Consider the following 21,168-nt stretch of genomic DNA (forward strand, 5'->3'; position numbering starts at 1 on the left):
TCCGGGTTCACGATCGGCGATGTGAACGCAGCCGATATGCGAAATACGGGGATCGAGGTCACAGTCGGGTATTCGATTTTTCAGGGAGACGACCTTTCCTGGGATGTCGACGCCAACGCGGCCACGAACCGGAACATCGTCACCGAGCTGAAGCTGGAAGATGCCAGTGTTTCCACAGAGAGTGGGATCGGGTACCGGGTCGGCGAAGATGTGCGTACGATTTACGGCGTGAAGTACGCGGGAGTGAACCCGGAGAATGGCGAGGCCCTGTTTGAGCTGCCCGACGGGACGGTGACCGACAACTACAGCGTCGCCAGCCGGATCGAGAACCGGCAAAAGATCGGGGACGGCAATCCGAACGTGTTCGGCGGTTTCTCCAGCACCGTCTCCTACAAAAACCTGTCCCTGAGTGTCGTCGGCGAGTACTCCTTCGGCTCCGACATCCTGGTGTCGAACCTGTATGCGACCGACGGGCGGCAGATTTCGTTCAATAACCAGAGCGTCAATCAGCTCGATCGCTGGCAAGAGCCGGGCGACCAGACGGACGTGCCACGGCTCTCGGAGGATGCGCCCCCGTATTCTGTGACCGACCGATATATCTATAACCTGGACTACGTCAAACTGGCGAATATGACGCTACGGTATTCGCTGCCGACGGCATGGATTGAACGGTTCGGCATGGAGCGGGCAGGGGCCTTCGTAAATGCGTCCAACATCGGGTACATCTACTTTGGCAATGCTGCGCCTGGCCGGAATGGCGCAGCCGAGTACCGCTATCGATTTCCCGAGGCGCGAACGATCACTGCAGGCATCGACATCACGATATGAAATCCACTCGCCTATATTTCGGCCTGCTCCTCGTTCTGTGCCTGGCCTCGTGCGACGGCTTTCTGTATCAGGAGCCGACGACCGAGATCTCACGGACCGAAGCGCTCTCCGACATCGAAAGTGTCGAGAGCTCGCTGTACGGCGCGTACAACCTGACGATGCGCAGCCGGAACACGTATCGGGGCTTTCTAACGTACTACGCCGACCTGACCGGCGGCAACGTCACCATCAATCCAGGCCTGACGACCGAAGCCGAGACCGAACTGCGGCGTATCGAAGCGTTCAACAGCATTCCGGACCTGACCGTGGAATCGTACACGGACCTGTACGCAATCCTGAATGCGGTTAACAACGTGATCAACGCCGTGCCCACCGTTCCCGACGGCACGCAGGCGCAGAAAGATCGTGTTCTCGGTCAGGCGCTCGGCCTGCGCGCGCTGGTGCAATTCGACCTGGTCCGCCTGTTCGCGCAGCCATACAACTACACCGACGATGCATCCCATGTCGGCATCGTCGTCCTCACCGAGTCGCCTTCCCCGGACGAGGAGGTGTCACGGTCGACCGTGCTCAACGCCTACGAACAAATCGTCGACGACCTGGAGCGGTCGATCGATCTGCTGGAAGGAGAGCCGTTCGACCCGGTCTTCGTTTCTGCTGTGAGCGCACAGGCGCTGCTGGCACGGGTTCGCCTGTATCAGGGCGAGTGGTCACGGGTCGTGACGCTCTGCAACGCGGTCATCGAGAGCGGAGCCACGGATCTGGCTCCGACAGACGATATGCAGGAGATGTGGCAAAATGACTACCTCCGCAACGAGTACCTGCTGCGCCTCGACGGGTCCGGCTACGCCACGTACACGCTGTCGAGCGACTGGGGAAACCGGGCGTCCGACAGCAGCCCGGTGCTGAGCGCGACGAGCGACATCATCGACCTGTACGACGACGGCGACGTTCGCGGTCTCGGCGGGGACGGACTGATCCGGCCGACGGTCGACGAGGGCGACACGCTGTTCAGCACACAGAAATACCCCGAGCCGACCACGCAGGAGCCGAACGACATCGGCGTTCTGCGGCTTTCAGAAGTGTACCTCAACCGGGCGGAGGCCTACGCCAACCTGAACCGCCCGGACCCGGCGCGCGAGGACCTGAACACGATTCGACTCCGCGCCAATCCCGATGCCGATCCGGTGAACGCATCCGGTGACGCTCTTCTCGAGGCAATCCTGGAAGAGCGGCGTCGCGAGCTCGCGTTCGAGGGACACCTCTTGTTCGATCGGACGCGCTACAAGGAGGATGTGACTCGCCAGTACTGTGCAGGCGAGCCGTCCTGCAACGAGGCGTATCCGAGCCCGCGGTTCGTCCTCCCGATCCCGCGTGACGCGATGAACGCCAACGACGCACTCCGGCAAAACGACGAGTACTGATCCAGTGGCGCCGACCGGTCAGCCACGTGTTGAGCACCATGAAAATCGTATTCGGTCGGCCTGAAGGCCTTATGCGCTCTTGTGAATGTCTCGATGTGCCCTTATCTATATCTAGTCCAGATAAGACCAGTCCCTTGTTGCCGTTCCGTACAATCGACCCGACGATGACGTACCGTTCCATGTTTTCCGTGCTTCGCCGATCGCTATTGCCGGTCTGTCTCCTGTCCATCGCTCTGCTGTTCGCCGCGTGCGACAGCAACGATATGGCGATGCAAACCACTGTGGAGTTTGGTCAGGCCACCTACCAGGTGTCGGAAGCCGGGCAGAGTCTCGAGGTCGACGTCGTGCTCGACTCCCCTGCATCGGAAGAGGTTACCATTCCGCTCACGGTGGGCGGTTCGGCGATTGCCGGCGTCGATTACGAGGATCCCGCATCCGACGACGTGACCATCGCGTCCGGCAGCAGCTCCGGCACGTTCACGATCACGCCGATCGACAATGCCTCCATCGACGATCAGGATCGAACCATTGAGCTTCTGATCGACGCCGACGACGTGGACGGCTACACCGGTGGCGCGACCGCGGGGGCAACGGTGACCATCACCGACGATGAGATGGTGGGCTCTTTCACCGTCTCGTTCCAGGAAGCGCGCTACGAGACGAACGAATACAACGAGGACACGCTTGACGTCCTGGTTGAAGTGAATCAGCCGGCACCGGCAAATCTGCAGCTGGATTTCCAGACCGGCGGCACGGCACCGAGCGAAAACTACGAGCTCCTTAACAGCTCCATCGAGATTGTCGCCGGCGAAACGCTGGATACCGTCCAGGTGGCGATCAACGACACGCGTAACTATGACGAAAGCGAAACGCTGACGCTGACCCTGCAGACGCCGGACAACGATGCCGTGACCATCGGCGGCACGACGGAGACAGAGATTACGATCATCAACCCGGTCGCCGACGTAGCGACCTACGCGCCCGATGAGGACTTTGCACGTCTCTACGCATACAACACGTTCTCCGACGTGGCCGTGCCGGAGACCGGTCGCCTCAACAACGATCCGTCTCAGGGTGCTATCTTCGACGAGTCGTTCGCATTCACCATCGTGCCCCTCCGCGATGATCCGTCGGCCGACCCGAATGTCTTCGGCTTCGGCTCCTTCCTCTGGAGCGAACAGGACTTCACCCGCAACACCAATATCCTGAACATGGTGGAGTTCTACGATGACGGCGAGCAGCCGAACACGGTGGACCTCGGGGTGTCCTCCGCATCCGCCGGGCTGTACTACCCGGAGTTCTTCCGGCTTACCCCGGACGGCCCGGGCGCGACGACCGGCACGGTGACGCTTATCCCTGACGAGATTGAGGTGTACCTCCCGGATCAGACCGATGACGGCGTCACGAATCCGGAAAGCTTCGTGATCGGCGTCAGCAGCGAAGGCGGAACCTACAATGAAACCGAAGGGACGATCAATATCACGATCACGTTCGACGAGACATCGATCAACAACGGCATTCAGACGCGCCGCTACGAGTTTAGCGCGGATCGCCGGGCAAGCAACTAAGCCTGTGCTGCGCGGCCGTAGCGCCGTCACGCAGTGGACATCATCAGTGAGGAGGGGCGGGCCGTTGCGGTTGCCCCTTTTTCTTTCCTGATTTCCGAACCTTCCGGTCGGCTCGTTTTTCCACATATTCCGCGCCACCGGTGCGATGAGACGGTGGGCCCCTACTGCGGTCGCCGCGATCTGCGACTCACGTTCGTCTTATGGATGCACGGTCCGCCATATTGAGATCCGCCTTCCTGATGGGCCTCGTCGCGGCCGTGCTGGGTGTCTTCTTCTATCAAACGGACATCTGGTCGAGTCAGGCCGACGCCGGCTCTGCCGTCATCCAGGCCTACAAGGGGCCGCAGAGCGGGTGGCCCGCGCCTCACCTGTCCGACAGCGTCTCCCATCGAGCTCTCGCACCGCTCCCTGGGGTGGAGTACCCGGAGGATAATCCGAACTCAGAGGCGAAAGAGGGGCTTGGCAAGAAGCTCTTCTTCGACCCGCGACTCTCTGCATCGGGTACGCTTGCCTGCGCAAGCTGCCACGATCCGGATCTTGGCTGGAGTGACGGGCGGCGCCGATCGTTTGGCCACGCACGGCGCGAGGGACGGCGGAACAGCCAGACGATCTTGAACGCTGCCTACTACGATCATCTCTTCTGGGACGGTCGCGCCGAGAGCCTCGAAGAGCAGGCCATGACCGCCATCGCCGGACCGCGCGAAATGAACCAGGGTCTCAATCTTGTGGCGGACGGCATCCGGGACGTGCCGGCATACCGGCGCCTCTTCAAGGATAGCTTTGGCGATTCGACCATCACGGTGCAACGCATCGCGCAGGCGATCGCCACGTTCGAGCGTGGCGTCACGAGCCGGACCAGCGACCTCGACCGGTTCCTGCAGGGGGATCGTGAGGCCATGTCAGATCGCCAGATTTACGGCCTACATGTCTTTCGCACCACGGGGCAATGCATGAACTGCCACAGCGGCGCCCTGCTGTCGGATGACAAATTCCACAACCTCGGCCAGTCTCACCTCGGTCGGCCGTCGGAGGACCTGGGCCGGTTCCTGGTCACGGGGGATACGTCCGACGTAGGCAAATTCAGGACGCCGTCCCTTCGGGATGTGACGTACACCGGTCCGTACCTGCACCACGGGTTGATATTCAGCCTGCGGGAGGTGATCGACATGTACGACCGCGGCATGCCGCAGGTCATTCCGAGAAAGGAAGCGGACAACCCGCTGTACCCGGAGAAGTCGCCGCTGCTCGAGCCGCTGGATCTGTCGGATCGAGAGATCGAGGCGTTGCTTGACTTTCTGGAGGCGATCTCGACGCGTCCGCGCCGGATGTCGGCGCCGGATCTGCCGGGGATGGGACGATCCGACGCGTAAGCCGGCGCGACAGGCGGGTGAGGGCGGCACGCACGCATCCATTTGAGCCGCGGGTTGGGCCCGCGGCTGCTCGTCCGCGCCGTCAGCGAGAGACGCGGTAGAGGACGAAGCGGTCGTTCTCGCGTTTATGGTAGAAGACCGCGCGGTCGTCCGGCGAAAAGGTAGGGCCTTCCACAAACCCGTCCATGGCCGACACCCGCTGGGGAGGGTCGAATGGCACGCCTGTCTCGTCCCGAGACGTGCGGTAGATCGCGGGGGAATCGCCCGAGGTGATGGAGCGGACGCGGGTAAAAAACATCTCTCGACCGTCGGACGAGATGGAGGCGGCGTATTCCAGAGCGTCGGTGTTTATGTATCGAAGCAACGCGTCGGTATTCGACGCGCGTTCGAAGCCGTCTGCGGTGCGCCGGGCGATCACGAGGTCGGCCACTTCAGGCCCGTCGTCACCAAAGCGTGCATCTACGAAATACAGTGTGCTGCCGTCCGGACTTACCTCGACGTCAAAGTTCACGATGCCGGGTTCCTGGCGCGAGACGCCGGGGACGAGTTCGACACCGGACACGCTGCCCTCGCTGAAGCGACCGCGGTAGAGCGTCGAGTACGTTTCGTCGTACGTTCTTGTCGAGACGAAATATAAGGTACCGCCCGTGTCCAGAGTCGGGACGCCTTCCAGCGCGGGTGTGTTGGCGCCGTCGACGGGGCCGAGAAAATCGAAGGTGACGGAATCGACGCGCTCAGCAACGTAAAGATCGGTGTTTATCGACGGATCGTTGCGGTTGTTGAAAAAGAGGAAGCGGCCGTCGCGAGACAGGAAAGGCTCCATCGCATCGCCGTCATATCCGTTAATCTGGACATGCACCGGCGCAGAAAATGCGTCGTAGGTCGCCGGCGGGTCTGCCAGGTCTTCCGTACTGGACGCGCTGCACCCGAAAAGGAGGAGAACGGCCGCGAGGACAACAGGCAGATTGTTGGTCATGGGGGCATGGGACGGGATGGTTCAGAGGTGGCCGCAGGTCGCGCAGAAGCCAATTGCGATGCCGATCGTAGGAAGGCGATCTCAGCCCATCCAGCCCTGCCATCGGAGGAGCGTGTACAGGAGGCCGACGGCGAACAGCGAGCCAAAAATGTGTTTGTTGTAGCGGGCGAGCCACAGCGGGAGGTAGATATCGAAGTTGTCGCGCCGGTCCTCCGTGTAGTGTGCGGCGACGCCGGTGAGCGGGCAGCGCCCTTGATTCAAGGCCAGTACAAGCACTTCCATCAGGACGACGGCAATCAGGATGCCAGCCGTGTCGAAGGCCCCGTGCTTAGCGTACACGGGGATCGCGAGAATGCAGCCGGCGAAGAAGGCCCAGGCGATTGTGTGCACGACTTTGATGGTTCGCAGAGCCACTGATGGTTTCATCGCTGGGGCGGTAAGGAAAAGCCTCGGGGGGGCGCCGGGTGAACATCGCAACGCGAAAACGACCGTACGAGGCTATGAACATGGGAGCTACGGCATCAGGTCCGCCGCAACGGTGGGTCCGATGCCGGTCTTTTGCCGGCTGGCGGAGTGTCACCGCACCGTTGGGTCGTACAGGTTGAGCAGGACCAGGGCTGCCAGACCGAGCAGGTTGGCCAGGATGTGTCCGGCGATGCACCACCGCAAGCTTCCCGTTCGCTGATAGGCGAGCCCCCAGAGAATGCCGACAAAGAAGAGCGCCCCGACGGCTTCGGGTGTGCGAAGCGAGGTGGAATGAATGCCCCAGATCAGAGGATGGCTCATGGCGAACCACGTCGACGAGTACAGAAGGCTGGCCGTATTCCCCCATTCAGCCGTTGCGTCCATGATCAGTCCCCGCCAGTACGATTCCTCGAACCAGGGGTTTACGATTGCGAAGGCAAGCCACGCCACGAAAATGTCTGGTTCGGCGAGCAGCTGCCAGTGGCTGAGAAAGCCAGGCAGCGACAGCAGTCCCGCTCCAACGGCGAGGACCGACCACACCGTTGGGCCTGAGGCTGCCATCAGGCGATCACCGACGGACACGCGGTGGGCGTACCCGCGGAGAAACCAGGCGATCAGGCTCCAGAAGCAGAGCATGGTCGGAACCCAGGCCCAGACGCCAATCCATCGCCCGGCACAGACTTGCACGGCCGCGCAGCCGGCGACCAGGAGGCTGGGCGAAACGATGCCGTAGAACAGCGGCTCGTCGGGCATGACCCGGTCGATCAGTCGCATCTCATCTCTGAGGGTCGTGGTGCAAAGTTATCTCTATCCGTCTACAAGCCCTCGGAGTACCTGAACGTACTGTTCCGCGACGGCGGGCCAGCCGAACGTGGCCTGCGTATGGATTCGAGCGCGCTCGGAAAAGTCCGCCAGTTCGCGGGGCGTGTCGTGGTAACGAAGAATGGTTTGTGCGAACGCAGACGGTGATTCCGGCTGGACGAGATGCCCATTGACACCGTCGGTGATGACGTCACGAATGCCTTCCAGCCGAGAAGCAATGGCCGGGGTGCCGCATTGACCGGCCTCGAGCATGACCACGCCAAATCCTTCCATGTCGCCGGCGACCGGCACGTTCGGCATGACGAAGAGGTCGGCGCCGCGGTAGAGGCGGGCGAGGTCGACATCGGACACCCGGCCGAGCAGCCGCACCCGCTTGCCGAGTCCTTTCTCCCGAATCGCCGTGTTGATGGACTCCGTTTGCGGCCCGTCACCCGCGAGCCAGTAGTGAACGTTGTCCGGAAGATCCGGCATGACGTGACGGATGAACCATTCGAAACCCTTCCGCTCGACCTGACGGCCCACGCTGCAGAGGAGGAGTGCGTCGTCGGGGAGCGGGCCGAGGGCGTCGGTTAGCAGGCGGCGGCGCGTGGCGCGGTCCGAGGGGGCGAGGAAGCGATCCGGGTCGATGCCGTTCGGGACGACCTGCACTTTCCGCTCCGGGAGACCCCGGCGCGTGCAGGCCTCGCCGGTCGCGCGGCTTACCGGCAGCACCAGATCGAGGGCGTCGAAGACCTTCGGCACGAACCACTGATACGGCGGAAAGGGCGTCGTCACGTCCAAGCCGTGGACGATGGCGGCGGTCCGCACGTTATACCGGTCGAGGAGCGGGCGCAGCGGGACAGCCAGGGCAGCCGTGACCATGGAGGAAAAGAGCACGACATCCACATCCCGGCGACGCGCTTTTGTCGCGATCACCCACGCGGCCCAGAGAAGGAAGGGGACCACCTTGACGTGCGTCCAGGTCCAGGACGAGCGCAGGAGCACCGCGTCGTAGTCGAGCCCGGCACTCTCCGCCTCGCGTAGCCCGAGTGATTCGTGAAGTTTCATCGCGACCCGCTGCATTCCGCCGATGTTGTCCATCGGTCGGCCTTCGGGCGGAAGCGAGTGGGAGACGAACAGAAGGCGCACGGCTGGCAGGAAGGGGGCTCGGGAAAAGAGAGGAGGATGACCACTTACACGGACCCACTTACACGGACGAGGCAGTGTCCCCGGCGAGGGCGGCGTCGTAGTAATCGTTCATCCGGGAGAGGATGCTTTCCCACCGGAACGACTCCGCCCGGTTCAGGGCAGCCTCGCCCATGGCGGCGCGGGCATCGTCGTCGGTGACGAGGTGTTGCACGGCCCGGGTGAAGGCGCCGATGTCGTCGGGCGGGCACAGGTGGCCGGTCGTGCCGTCAACGACCAGATCCCGGCTGCCGACGGCGTCGGCGCAGACGGTCGGGAGGCCGGATGCCATCGCTTCGAGCGTGACGTTCCCGAACGTCTCCGTGTCGCTGGGGAACAGGAAGACGTCGGACGACGCGTACGCCGTGGCGAGGTCCGTCCCCTCAAGGTAGCCCGTGAAGACGGTGCGGGGAAGCTGATCGTTCAACTCGGCGCGGGCCGGCCCGTCGCCGACGATGACGCTCTGGTGGGGGACGCCTTCGGCTTCGAGGCGCCGGACCACGGCGGCGAAAACGTGCAGGCCTTTTTCCCAGACGAGCCGGCTAACGAACGCGACGACGGGACGCTCGTCCAGACCGTGATGACGGCGCCAGTCCCGGGATCGGCGCGATGGGTTGAAGCGGTCCATCTCAACGCCGCGTTGCCAGAGGTGTAGCCCGCTGGTGATCCCGTGTTCATTCAGGATATTCGCCATGGCCGTGGATGGTACGTACGTGTGTCGGCATTGACGGTAGAAATGCCGGAGGTACGCCCAGACGATCGACTCCAGCCAGTGGAGGTGGTAGTAACGCAGGTACGAGCTGAAGTGCGTGTGGTAGGAAGCGACCACCGGGACGTGCCAGGACCGCGCCGTGCGGAGGGCGTGGTAGCCGAGGAGATCCGGCGTTGCGATGTGGAAAAGCGTAGGCGCGAAGTCGTTCAGCGCGCGACGGACGGACGGGGTGATGCCCAGCGAGAGGCGGTATTCGCTGCGCCCGGGTGCGGAGATGGAGGGGACCGGGACCAACGTGCCGGCGTGGTCAACCGGCGGGTTGTCGATCGTCGGCGCGAACACGCGCACCTCGACGTTCTTCTTCGTCTCCAGGTGCTGCACCAGGCGGTTGAGCGTCAGCGACACGCCATCCGCAATGTGATTGTAGGCGCCGGTGAATAGCGCAACGCGCTTCGGTCCGGATGGCGGCACGGGTGCGGGATCGGCCATGCTGTGGGCGAGGAGACGGAATCAGACGCGGTCGCCGCACCAAACGACCGACCGGGACCAGGGTTCGTTTGCGACACCTGCTTCCTCCGTCAAGGCGTTGCCTTCGACGGTTTTTGAAGTTGAGGTTTGGGGGCTAAGGTTTGGGGAGGCGTGGGATGGGTGTGTAGGTGTGTACGTCTGTAGGTGTGCAGGAAGGTAAGTATTTACGGGGCAGTTTTGCTTCTTAGATCCCTGAGTCCTGAACTCTGAACGTAGAACCAGACCCTTACACCACGTCCTTCAGAAACCGCCCGGTGTGGCTGTGCGGGTGTTGTGCGATCGCTTCGGGCGTGCCGGTTTCGACGACCTGACCGCCTGCGTTGCCGCCTTCAGGGCCGAGGTCGATGACGTGATCCGCGTACTTGATGACGTCCAGGTTGTGCTCCACGATCATGACCGAGTGCCCGTTGTCGACGAGCTGGTCGAAGGCGTCGAGCAGCTTCTTGATATCGTCGAAATGCAGGCCGGTCGTCGGTTCGTCGAAAATGTAGAGCGTGCGGTCGTTGTGCCGGCCGCCGAGGTGGCTCGCCAGCTTGATCCGCTGCGCCTCTCCGCCGGACAGTGTCGTGCTCGGTTGCCCGAGGGTCAGGTACCCGAGACCAATGTCCTGGAGCACCGTCAGCTTGTTGATGATCGTGGTTTCCCCCTCGAAAAAGTCAGCAGCTTCATCGACCGTCATCTCAAGCACGTCGGCGATGTTTTTTCCCTGGTAGGTGACGTCGAGCACCTCCTTCTTATAGCGCTTTCCGCCGCATGCCTCGCATTCCAGGTAAAGATCGGCCAGGAACTGCATTTCGACTTTCACGACGCCTTCCCCCTTGCATTCCTCGCAGCGCCCGCCCGGTACATTGAAGCTGAAGAAGCCGGGTTCGTAGCCGTGGATCTGTGACTGCCGCGTCTCGCTGAAGAGCTTTCGGATGCCGTCGAACGCGTTCGTGTAGGTCGCCGGATTGGACCTCGGCGTGCGACCGATGGGCTGCTGGTCGACCATTTCCACCGCGTCGATATTTCGATGGCCGCGGATGGCGTCGTGCTTGCCGACTTTGCCGTCGCCGCTGCCCCCCTTGAGCCGGTGCAGCCCTTCAAAGAGCGTCTGGTTCGTGAGGGTGGATTTGCCGCTTCCGCTGACGCCCGTCACGCAGACGATCATGTCGAGCGGAACGTCGATGTCCACGTTTTTCAGGTTGTGCTGCCGTGCGTTCTCGATCGTCAACACCCGTTCGGGGTCGATCTCCCGGCGCTTCTCCGGCACCGGTATCGTCTTGCGACCGCTGAGGTACTGGCCGGTCAGCGAATCATCGGCGGTGAGCGCCTCGTCGTAGGTCCCCTGAAACGTGACATTGCCCCCAAACGAACCGGAGCCCGGACCGAGGTCCACGATCTGGTCGGCCGCCTCCATCGTGGCGGGATCGTGTTCCACCACAAGAACCGTGTTGCCGAGGTCGCGCAGCCGCTCAAGAATGCCGATCAGCCGGTCGTTGTCCCGCGGATGTAGGCCGATGGTTGGCTCATCCAGAACATAGAGCGACCCGACGAGGGACGACCCGAGCGAGGTCGACAGATTGATCCGCTGCGTTTCCCCGCCGGAAAGCGTCTGCGCCAGGCGATCCAGCGTAAGGTAGTCGAGGCCGACGTCTACCAGGTATCGGCTTCGCTTACGCAGCTCGTCCATCACCCGTCCGGCCACTTCCTCCTCGTATTCGGTCAATTCGAGGGCCTGGAAGAAATCGCGCGCCTCGCGCGTCGTCATGGCGCAGATCTCCCCGATGTGCTTCCGCCCGGTCGTTTCTGCATCGCCGACCTTCACGTAGAGCGCATCGTCGGCGAGCCGGTAGCCGTCGCATTCCGGGCAGGTCGAGTAGCCGCGAAAGCGCGCACGGAAAATCCGGTAGTGCGTCTTGTATGAGCGCTCATCCAGAAAGTCGAAAAACCCCCGAATGCCGATGTAGTCATCCTTCCCGTCCCAGACGATCTCTTTTTCCCAGTCCTCCAACTCACGGTACGGGCAGTCGACGTTGATCCCCTCCTGCGCGGCAATCTTGATGAGCGACTTAAAGTGCTTCGACCACTTGTCCGTGCGGAATGGGGCAATCGCGCCCTGCTTGATCGAGAGTTCCTTGTTGGGAACGATGAGATCCGGATCGAGGCCGGGCACGCGCCCGAACCCCTGACATTCCGGACAGGCGCCGACGGGGCTGTTAAAGCTGAACATCAGCGGGCTCGGCTCTTCGAAGCGCATTCCGTCCCGCTCGAAGAAGTGGCTGAATTCCAGCGCTTCCGGGATCGGGCCCTCGCGCGGCACCTCCTGGATGGTGCACCGGCCTTCGCCCTCATTGAATGCCTGCTCGACGGACTCGGCGATGCGGTCTCGGGTGGCGTTGTCGTTCTTATTGACCTTCAGCCGGTCGACAAGTACCAGAAGACGATCTCGGCCATAGTTGTTGACCTTGCTCGGCCCCGTTTCGTTCAGATCGAGGATCTCGGGGCGCTCGCCCCGTTCCGCCTGTTTCTCCGTGGGAACCAGCACGATGCGGAAAAACCCACGCTCCCGGAGGCTCTTGAGCTCATCCCGAAGCGCGATCCCGGCATGCTCCGGGACGGGGAAGCAGAGATAGAAGCGGGCGCCGTCGGCGAGCTGTTCCTCAACTTCCAGGGCGACGCTCCGCGGGGTGTCCTTCGTGACTTGTCGCCCGCTGATCGGCGAGTACGTCGTGCCAATTCGCGCGAAAAGAAGGCGGAGATGATCGTAGATCTCCGTCTGCGTGGCGACGGTTGACCTCGGGTTCTTGCCGGTCGTCTTCTGTTCGATCGCTATGGCCGGGGCGAGTCCCGTGATGAGGTCCGCGTCCGGCTTGTCCATCCGCTCCAGAAACTGCCGGGCGTAGGCCGACAGGCTCTCCACGTAGCGGCGCTGCCCCTCGGCGTAGATCGTGTTGAAGCAGAGCGACGACTTGCCGGACCCGGACGGCCCGGTAAAGACGATCAATTCGTTACGGGGAAGGTCGAGGTCGACGTCCTTCAGGTTGTGCTGCCGCGCGCCGCGAATGACGATGCTATGCTTGGCCGTATCGCGAGCCGAGACGGAGGCATTAGCGATGACGGGGTCCTGCGTCGGGGCGGTGTCGGTCGTCTGCGTCATCCGGTAGCGGGCGGATGTTCGATTTTGGGGGGACGGAGGCGTTGCTTCAGAGTCATCGAAGCCTACGCAACCCCGTTTAACGACATCCCGCCCCTATTGATGCCGAAGAGACGATGACGAAGTTCGAATGTCTGGTTAGGTACGGGTTTAACGTTCATAACCTGTTCGGCGGATGTATTTCAAAAAAGTACGTTCTGCCGTTCATGCGCACTCAAAGGCGTGACGGTTCTCTCATAACACCGACGCGGTTGTCACGGTGCGCAAGATCAATCGAGCCCCGTGTTGCGAGCGTTGCGAGGACCGACCGTCGGTAGGTCCGTACCTTTGGATTGCCGAAGGCTGTCCGCCAAACAGGTTCTCAGGGGTCAGCGTTCAAGGTTCAGGGGGCACTACTCGGGTACGTGGCTAACAGATCATCTCGGCAACATAGGTTCACTCGAAACCGCTATTTCGCTCGGCTCTGACACCTTGCGAGGGTCCTGCTGGACACGAGAGTGAATGGATCGGACCGCTGGCTGTCGGGTGCCCGCGTCATGCGACGTGTTGAATCTGGCTATAAACGACAGATTGTGAACCTCTCCTACGGCTCATGTTCATCCCGATGGAGGCATGCACTCGACGTTATCTGTCCGGGGCAGCCGATGTAGAAACATGTTACCGATGTTGCCGGGGCAACGTGTGACCCATGTCGCCAATAGCACGGCGTTCGAAACCCATCTCCCGAAAACTTGCAAATCTAAACACTTACAAACCTAAATACCTACACACCTAAATACTTCCCTTACACCCATCAGGACAGACTGTCCACCCGGGCGATCAGGGCTCGAAGGGGTTCTCGGTTTCCGTGGAAGAGTTGAAACGTGAGGCCGCCGAGGTCGCCGTGCACCGTCTGGGCGTTGGCGAGAGATCGAAACTCCTCGTCGCTGCAGTCCACCGTCACGATTTGCCCGCGGACCTCAAAGATCTGGCCTTTCGCCAGAGGGAACGGATCATCCCAGATCAGCGAGTCCTGGTCGACGGCCAGAAGGACGGAGGTCGATTCGATGCGAACCCGCCCGGCTCCGGGATCGGCGCGGAAGTGGAGCGTGTACGTCTGCGGCGCGCAGTTGGCGCCGCTACAGCTGGCGGTTGCATACATCTCGAACCGGGGTTTCGTCAGTCCGGTGAACCCGCTCACATCGCTCATCCGGACGTTGGACGACTCGTACGTCATCGTCCCGTCTTCGTAGTTGGTATTGACGGCCTGCGACGGCCCGCAGGCAGACACGACGATCAGCGTGCACAGTACACCAAACGAGAGAGAGGCAGCGCGAAGCATCGTGGTACAAGTATCTGGGCTCAGAGCGCACGGAATCTGGTCAGAATGTAGGATGAATGGCCGCGAACATCAACGTGTGGCACTGCTCACGCGGTCTGGTAGACAACGATTTGAGCGAAAGTGGTGGGAACGTAAAAGACCGATGTGGCTAAATCGATCTGTACACGGGCCGGGATGTCCGTGACGCCGCAATCATCAGAATGCCCTTTTTCCTTCTCGATCTCATGCGCATGCTTTCGGTGCTGATGGCTTTTGTTTTGAGTGCCTGCACGACGGGCACTCCCTCTCCCGACACCTCGGCCGTTCCCGATGAGGACGTCGTCATGGAACGGGTAGAGTCGGAGGAGGCGACGTTTCGGGTCGTCCGTCTCGTGGACGACCTTGAGCATCCCTGGGCCGTGGCGTGGCTGCCCGACGGGCGGATGCTGATTACGGAACGCCCCGGCCGCCTTCTCCTCGTGGACGGGGACGCGATTGATGAGGTCGCCGGCCTGCCGTCCATCTCGCCCGGCGGTCAGGGCGGTCTGATGGACGTGGCGCTCCATCCGAATTACGGATCGACCGGCTGGATCTACTTCACCTACGTGGCCGAGACGCAGGCCGGACGCGGGACCGTTGTCGCCCGGGCCAAGCTGGACGGCGCCGCCCTGACCGGACTTGAGGAGTTATATCGCCAGAAGCCGTTCGTCTCCGGCGGGCGTCACTTCGGGGCGCGCATCGTCTTCCCGGGGGACGGGACGCTTCTCTTCAGCATCGGAGATCGCGGGATGCGGGATCCCTCGCAGGATCTTGGCTCGTCGATCGGGACCGCGATTCGACTCACGCTCGACGGCGCTGTACCGGACGACAATCCGTTCGTCGGCACTGACGGCGCGCTGCCGGAGATCTACAGCTACGGCCATAGAAACATTCAGGGGATGATTGTAGACCCCGCGACGGGCGACATCTGGTCGCACGAGCACGGTCCGCGCGGTGGCGATGAGCTGAATCTCATGCGGTCGGCGATCAACTACGGATGGCCGGCGATCACGTACGGTCGGGAGTACGCCACGAACCGGGAGATCGGCGGCTTTGAGCAGGAGGGCATGGAGCAGCCGGTAACCTATTGGGATCCGTCGATTGCCCCGTCCGGTCTGGCGCTCTACAACGGGGATCAATTCCCGGGCTGGCGCGGAAACCTGTTCATCGGAGCGCTCGCACATCAGAAGGTGCAGCGCGTTGTGCTCGGCGGACAAACAGTCACGCACCAGGAGTCGCTCCTGCCGGACGACCTCGGACGGATCCGCGACGTCCGTACCGGGCCGGATGGGTACCTCTACCTTCTGACCGACGCGAGTGACGGAGCTCTCTACCGCCTGGAGCCGGTGGAGTAGAACGTACGACTTTACCTGGACCATGGTACCAAGTTTGATACGTTGTGCTTATTGAGCATTCATCATCCGTTGATTAGTAGCATGAATGGACGCTAATAGCCTCCGCCAGGTGGCCAGTCTGTCGGCGCTGTCCTGACGTACTTATCAAGATATCCCCGTAGGATTCACCGTTCTTTCTTAGCTTTGGCCGAGGTGAAATCACTCAGGCTTGAGTCTTTTTCCTGCTTTGTCATACGTTTTGTAACCTGACTGGTGAAAGTGCGAGTGCGACAGGTAGATGGTTAGAACCGCTTAAGTTCAGTTACTTTATGGTATTTACCTCAATCGCGGGGGATTGCAAACAGAGCCAGCTTTCTCGTTCTTCGTAACAGCGTTCCGGTGTTTATGAAGTTGCTAGCGATACAGGATCGATGGGTACATGTTAGTCTCTACGTTGTCTTGTTGGCCGCGTTGAGTGTGGCTCCAGTTGTAGCACAGAACGGGCAAGTCCAGATTTTTCATAATGTGTCCGATCCTGCCGTATCAGAAGTAGATATTTACATCGAAGATAGCGGTGGAGCCGTCGTAGAGAGCTTTGACAATTTTAGTTACCGTTCCGCAACCGGCTTTTTGGCGCTGGCGACGGGAACGTACGATGTTACGGTGTCCGGACCGGGCAGCCTGGGGCCGTCGACAGATGTCCTCATTCAAGAGTCCATCAGTGTGGGCTTTCAGTCAAAGCAGAATTTGACCATAACCGGGGTGGAAACCCCGTCAGATTTTTCTCCGAACCCAGACGGTCTTCCGATCTCGCTTGCCCTTCTCGTTGAGCCGAATGGAAGAACCGACGTAGCAACCGAGGACGGCGATGTGGAAGTTCGCGTGATACACAATGTCACGGATGCCGCTGCCATTGACATACTACAAAACGGTTCTATTCTGGCAGATAATGTGTCATATTCGGATGTCACATCGTATGTGTCTGCCGACGCTGTGCCATCGACGCTGGAGATTACTCCGTCCGATGATAACAGCACGGTTCTGCGAAGCTTGGATATAGACCTCTCCACCTTCGCGGACGAACCGCTTGTCATCGCCGCGTCCGGGTTCTTGACCCCGAACGATGAACCGGCATCCGTTTCAGTGCCTCCTTTCACCCTACTGTCGATCACCGCCACGGGGACGGTAACTGACCTCGGTGCAGGCAATATACAGTTCGTCAACAACTCCGCAGATCCGACGATCGGAGCATCGGGTCTAGACGTTTACATTAATGGTAATCGGCCAGAAGCCCTGAATAACTTGGCGTTTCGGGATGCGACACCGTTTCTGAACCTAGATACTGGCGTTTACGATATCGCCGTGGCGCCGGCGAACAGCGTCAGTTCTGGAGACGCATTCGCCTTTTTCACGGTGACGGTTGATGCGGGAGCATCCCTCGTGGCCGTTGCGAGTGGCGTACGAGCCCCGAACGATTTCGCCTCAAATCCGGACGGTGAGTCAACGGCGTTTAGTTTGCTTGTTGAAGAGGGTATCCGTACGACTGCCTCGTCAGGTGCAATTGATGTGCTCGTACATCATGGTAGCACCGATGCCCCGCGAATCGACCTTCTGACGCGACAGGGGGATGAAATCGTTGGTGATGCCTCATACACGGATTTCGGTCCCTACACCGGCATCGATGCGCAAGCTTACACATTCGATGTCGCCGCAGCCGATAGAAGCGATGTCCTCGCATCGGTATCCGCCGACTTTCAAAGCGCTCCCGCCGACGCTGCGATTCTCATGGCATCTGGATTTTTGGATCCGTCAGCGAATCAAGGGGGCCCTGCGCTTGCCCTCATCGCTGTCTATCCAGATGGCTCCGTCGTTACGTTTCCGATGGTAACGCTCCCCGTTGTCATCAATGAGATCGACTCGGACACCCCCGGATCTGATACCGAGGAGTTTGTCGAGTTATACAATCGGAGTCCCGTCGCCTCGGTCGATCTCGATCCATACGTGCTGGTCTTATTTAATGGAAACCAGACGGGCGATCCGTCTTATCTGACGGTCGATCTTTCGGCAGCTGGCCTACAGCCAGAGGGTTTCTTCTTGGTTGGAAATGCAGCCGTCGGTGGGGACGTAACGATCGCAGATGGTAGCATCCAGAATGGTGCTGATGCCGTCGCCCTGTATCGTGCGGCTGCGTCAAACTTTCCTAACGGTACGTTCGCAACGCAGTCAGACCTGCAGGACGCCATTGTATACGGAACGGGCGATGCGGAAGATAGCGCCTTGCTTTCCGCACTCGGGGAGACGGTTCAGTACGACGAGGATGTGGATGGAGCGAAAGACACAGAATCCATCCAGCGTTTTCCGAATGGTGCAGATACTTTCGTCGTAACGCAACCAACTCCGGGCATTCAAAACCTCCCTGTTGAGCTTGGGACGTTCGCAGCAACGCTGGACGGTGAAGATGTCATATTGAACTGGACAACGCTGTCGGAGACTAACAATCTCCGATTCGACATTCAGCAGCGGTCCGGCAACGGCGAGTTCCAAACCATTGGGTCCGTCGACGGGGCCGGTCAATCGTCGTCCCTGCGTACCTATTCGTTCCGCGTTCAAGATCTGACAGCTGGCGCGCATCAATTTCGCTTGCGCCAGGTCGATGTGGATGGACGTACCAATCTGAGCAAGTCGATCTCGGTGACGGTTCGCCTGGACGAGCCGTACACACTCAGCCCCGTCGCACCGCACCCTGTCACCGGGACAGGAGAAGCTACCCTGCAGGTCCGATTGACACAGCCGGTGACCGTCGAACTGTTCGATATGCTTGGGCGTCGCATACAGTCGATCTTCAATGGTACCGTCACCGCCGAGTCACCATTATCGCTTCCGATTAACGGAGAATCCCTTCAAAGCGGAGTGTACTTTCTCCGGGTGCAGGGACAAAGGTTTGAAACGACTCAGCGCGTTACGGTGGTGCGATGACTTACAGATGTCGTACCTTGACGGCGGAATGAGTGTGCACGCGGCTATTCCTTGACGCCGATATATACCTGCCGCCATCGTGTAAGCGGGCGATCTTCCTCGAGAAGGTCGCCCGCGTTTCGTTGGGCGGCGTGTCTACCGGTTTACCAGCATGTTTGCAGGAGTCCGCACCTGCAAACCCTTTAGAAAGCTGTTGCAGTAATTGCAACATGTTCTTTCGCGCAGTCGACTTTACCGCCGGGTCACACTGTGCCCTCTGGTGCACGGTATATTCACACTTGTGGTTCATATCCCATGCTACCGGCCACTCGGCCGTTGCTCGCCGACAGGCGACGCGTCCGTCTGCGGTCCCGGCCCCTCACCGCACGACGGTCCATTCCCACTTTGCTCACTTCCGTTCCACAATGCTATGCGACAACGATTACAGATCGATTCGTTACGCTGCGTCGTAGCGACCCTGGTTCTGGCCGTCCTTGTAATGGTCGGCGCCGCGTCTCCCGCGGTTGCTCAGAACGCTGAGGTACAAATCATCCACAACTCTCCTGATCCGGCTGCGGCAACCGTCGACATCTACATTGAGGAGTTGGACGGTACTGCCGTCACCGATATACAGGATGTTGACTTTCGAACTGCGACCGGATTCCTGTCGCTGCCCCCGGGCGATTACAACGTCTTCGTCGCTGGGCCGGAAAGTGGCGGCTCCGGCGATGCGGTGGCCGGCCCCGTTCAGATCACGCTTGCAGCAAGCACCAATTATACGGTCGTCGCCAACGGCGTCCTGAATCCGGGGGACTTCAGCGACGGCGGTACGGGCAATGCAATCGGCTTCACCCTTGACGTCGCCGCAGATGCGCGCCCGGTGGTGGATTCGCCGGACGGTGACGTCGAACTCCGGGCGGTCCACGGATCGCCGGATGCCCCGACCGTCGACGTCCTCGCCGGCGGCGCGGTGCTCGTTGACGACGCCTCCTACAACGGCATCACCGGATATGTGGCTGCAGGCGCCGGAGCCGTGACGCTGGAGGTGACACCGGGCAACGACAACAGTACCGTCGTCGCCACTTTCGATGTCGACCTGACCGGCTTTGCAGATGAGCCTCTCACGGTCGTCGCGTCGGGCTTTCTCGATCCGGGCGCGCAGACGCCGTCACCGGTTGCTCCCTTTACGCTGATCGCCGTCGACGCGGCCGGCAACGTGATTGATCTCGGAGCGGCGCGCGCACAGATCATCCATAACGCGCCGGACCCGGGGGCTGCGACGGTGGACATCTACGTCGACGGCGCGCTTCTGCCAGCACTGGATGACTTCGCGTTTCGGAGTGCCACACCCTTCATCGACCTGGACTCCGGCGTCCGCACCATTGCCGTGGCGCCGAGCACGAGCAGCAGCGCGGGGGACGCACTTGCAACGTTTGATCTTCAGGTCGACGCCAACGCCTCCCTGGCTGTTATCGCAAGCGGCGTGCTCGACCCTAGCAACTTTGAAGGCAATCCGGACGGCGCGGACACGGCCTTCGAGTTGTTGGTCCAGACGGACGTCCGTGAGACTCCGGAAACTGCTGGTAATGCCGAACTCATCGTCGTTCACGGCTCACCGGATGCGCCGACTGTCGATGCATTCGTGCCCGGGGCCGGAGTCACGTTGGCAGATGATGCTTCTTACACCGGTATCACCGGATACACGGGTGTAGCCCCGGGAACGTACTCCGTTGCCGTAACGGACGACACTCGAGCCACTAGCCTTGCTACCTTCACCGCTCCCCTGACAACGGCCAGCACGGCCGTTGTACTGGCCTCAGGCTTCTACACGCCGTACAACGATCCGTCGGGAGGTAGCGGTACCGACCCTGCGCTCGGACTCCTCGCCGTGTTTGCGAACGGCGATACCGCACTTCTGCCGGTAGAAAACGTTTTAGCGATCAACGAATTCCTGGCGGATCCCACAACGAGTAGCGGAGGCGTTGACGCTAACGGTGACGGAACCATAAATTCGGACGACGACTTCGTGGAAATCCTAAACATTTCCGACAGTCCGGTCGACGTCAGTGGCTATGAGCTCGATGACGAAGCGGGCGGTGGCGGCGATCCGTATGTATTCCCGGCGGGTACGACGCTTGAGCCTGGAGAAGCTGCTGTCATTTTCCGAGGAGGCACACCTACGGGAATCGACGGATTCACAGACATTGGACTGCCTGCGCTCAACAACGGGGGCGACGACATCATCCTTCGCGATGGAAGCGGCACTGTGATTCAGTCGCTAACATATCCGACCGCAGGGGCCGTTCCAGAGGCCGATGGAATCTCGACGGCGCGAAACGTGAATGGTGTGGGCGGCTTCGCTCTCCAAGCCGACTTCGGCGTGCAACTGGACGCGTCTCCGGGTCAAAACAATGATACCGGCATACCGCTTCCGGTCGAACTCGGCCCCTTCACGGCCTCGCTTGACGGCGACGACGTCATCCTGAACTGGACGACGTTCTCGGAGACGGCAAATGCCGGGTTCGACGTGCAGCAGCGAAGCGGAGACGC

At 60.9% G+C, this 21,168-nt stretch carries 13 protein-coding genes and 1 pseudogene; 7 read left to right on the forward strand and 7 right to left on the reverse strand.

Going from position 1 to position 21,168, the window contains the following annotated elements; all coding sequences use genetic code 11:
- The 4 genes and pseudogenes from ACFCU0_RS14635 to ACFCU0_RS14650 all read left to right on the forward strand — a co-directional run.
- Positions 1–828: pseudogene (locus ACFCU0_RS14635) on the forward strand (hypothetical protein); the annotation flags it as partial.
- Positions 825–2,249: a RagB/SusD family nutrient uptake outer membrane protein gene (locus ACFCU0_RS14640; protein ID WP_434974423.1), complete on the forward strand. Its 1,425-nt coding sequence runs from the start codon at positions 825–827 to the stop codon at positions 2,247–2,249. The pseudogene ACFCU0_RS14635 and the gene ACFCU0_RS14640, both read left to right, overlap by 4 nt.
- 164 nt (positions 2,250–2,413) lie before the next feature.
- Complete coding sequence (locus ACFCU0_RS14645) at positions 2,414–3,817, forward strand: Calx-beta domain-containing protein (protein WP_434974424.1); 1,404 nt, start codon at positions 2,414–2,416, stop codon at positions 3,815–3,817.
- A 200-nt stretch (positions 3,818–4,017) separates the two neighbouring features.
- A complete protein-coding gene (locus tag ACFCU0_RS14650; protein WP_434974425.1) occupies positions 4,018–5,187 on the forward strand; it encodes a cytochrome-c peroxidase in 1,170 nt (389 codons plus the stop codon).
- An 82-nt stretch (positions 5,188–5,269) separates the two neighbouring features.
- On the opposite strand, the gene ACFCU0_RS14655 is transcribed toward ACFCU0_RS14650, so the two are convergent.
- The 7 genes from ACFCU0_RS14655 to ACFCU0_RS14685 form a co-directional block, all read right to left on the reverse strand.
- The gene (locus ACFCU0_RS14655; RefSeq protein ID WP_434974426.1) at positions 5,270–6,163 is read right to left on the reverse strand and encodes a TolB family protein; all 894 of its coding nucleotides are present in this window, start codon (positions 6,161–6,163) and stop codon (positions 5,270–5,272) included.
- Between the two features lie 81 nt (positions 6,164–6,244).
- On the reverse strand, positions 6,245–6,589 hold the full coding sequence (locus ACFCU0_RS14660; RefSeq protein WP_434974427.1) for a hypothetical protein: 345 nt from the start codon (positions 6,587–6,589) through the stop codon (positions 6,245–6,247).
- 150 nt (positions 6,590–6,739) lie between these two features.
- The gene (locus ACFCU0_RS14665) at positions 6,740–7,402 is read right to left on the reverse strand and encodes a CPBP family intramembrane glutamic endopeptidase (protein WP_434974428.1); all 663 of its coding nucleotides are present in this window, start codon (positions 7,400–7,402) and stop codon (positions 6,740–6,742) included.
- Between the two features lie 33 nt (positions 7,403–7,435).
- Positions 7,436–8,578 carry a glycosyltransferase family 4 protein gene (locus tag ACFCU0_RS14670; RefSeq protein WP_434974429.1) on the reverse strand — a complete coding sequence of 381 codons (1,143 nt, stop codon included), beginning with the start codon at positions 8,576–8,578 and terminating at the stop codon, positions 7,436–7,438.
- Between the two features lie 58 nt (positions 8,579–8,636).
- Positions 8,637–9,815 carry a glycosyltransferase family 4 protein gene (locus ACFCU0_RS14675; RefSeq protein ID WP_434974430.1) on the reverse strand — a complete coding sequence of 393 codons (1,179 nt, stop codon included), beginning with the start codon at positions 9,813–9,815 and terminating at the stop codon, positions 8,637–8,639.
- A 265-nt stretch (positions 9,816–10,080) separates the two neighbouring features.
- Positions 10,081–12,993: an excinuclease ABC subunit UvrA gene (gene uvrA, locus ACFCU0_RS14680; RefSeq protein ID WP_434974431.1), complete on the reverse strand. Its 2,913-nt coding sequence runs from the start codon at positions 12,991–12,993 to the stop codon at positions 10,081–10,083.
- A 790-nt stretch (positions 12,994–13,783) separates the two neighbouring features.
- Complete coding sequence (locus tag ACFCU0_RS14685) at positions 13,784–14,311, reverse strand: hypothetical protein (RefSeq protein ID WP_434974432.1); 528 nt, start codon at positions 14,309–14,311, stop codon at positions 13,784–13,786.
- 224 nt (positions 14,312–14,535) lie between these two features.
- On the opposite strand from ACFCU0_RS14685, the gene ACFCU0_RS14690 reads away from it, so the two are divergent.
- The 3 genes from ACFCU0_RS14690 to ACFCU0_RS14700 all read left to right on the forward strand — a co-directional run.
- The gene (locus tag ACFCU0_RS14690; RefSeq protein WP_434974433.1) at positions 14,536–15,684 is read left to right on the forward strand and encodes a PQQ-dependent sugar dehydrogenase; all 1,149 of its coding nucleotides are present in this window, start codon (positions 14,536–14,538) and stop codon (positions 15,682–15,684) included.
- A 441-nt stretch (positions 15,685–16,125) separates the two neighbouring features.
- Positions 16,126–18,639 (forward strand): DUF4397 domain-containing protein, encoded by a 2,514-nt coding sequence (locus tag ACFCU0_RS14695; RefSeq protein ID WP_434974434.1) that lies wholly within the window; start codon positions 16,126–16,128, stop codon positions 18,637–18,639.
- Positions 18,640–19,048: 409 nt separating this feature from the next.
- On the forward strand, positions 19,049–21,168 hold a 2,120-nt coding region (locus tag ACFCU0_RS14700), incomplete at its 3' end, for a DUF4397 domain-containing protein (RefSeq protein WP_434974435.1).

The organism is Longibacter sp. (assembly GCF_051155795.1).
Classification (GTDB): Bacteria; Bacteroidota; Rhodothermia; order Rhodothermales; family Salinibacteraceae; genus Longibacter.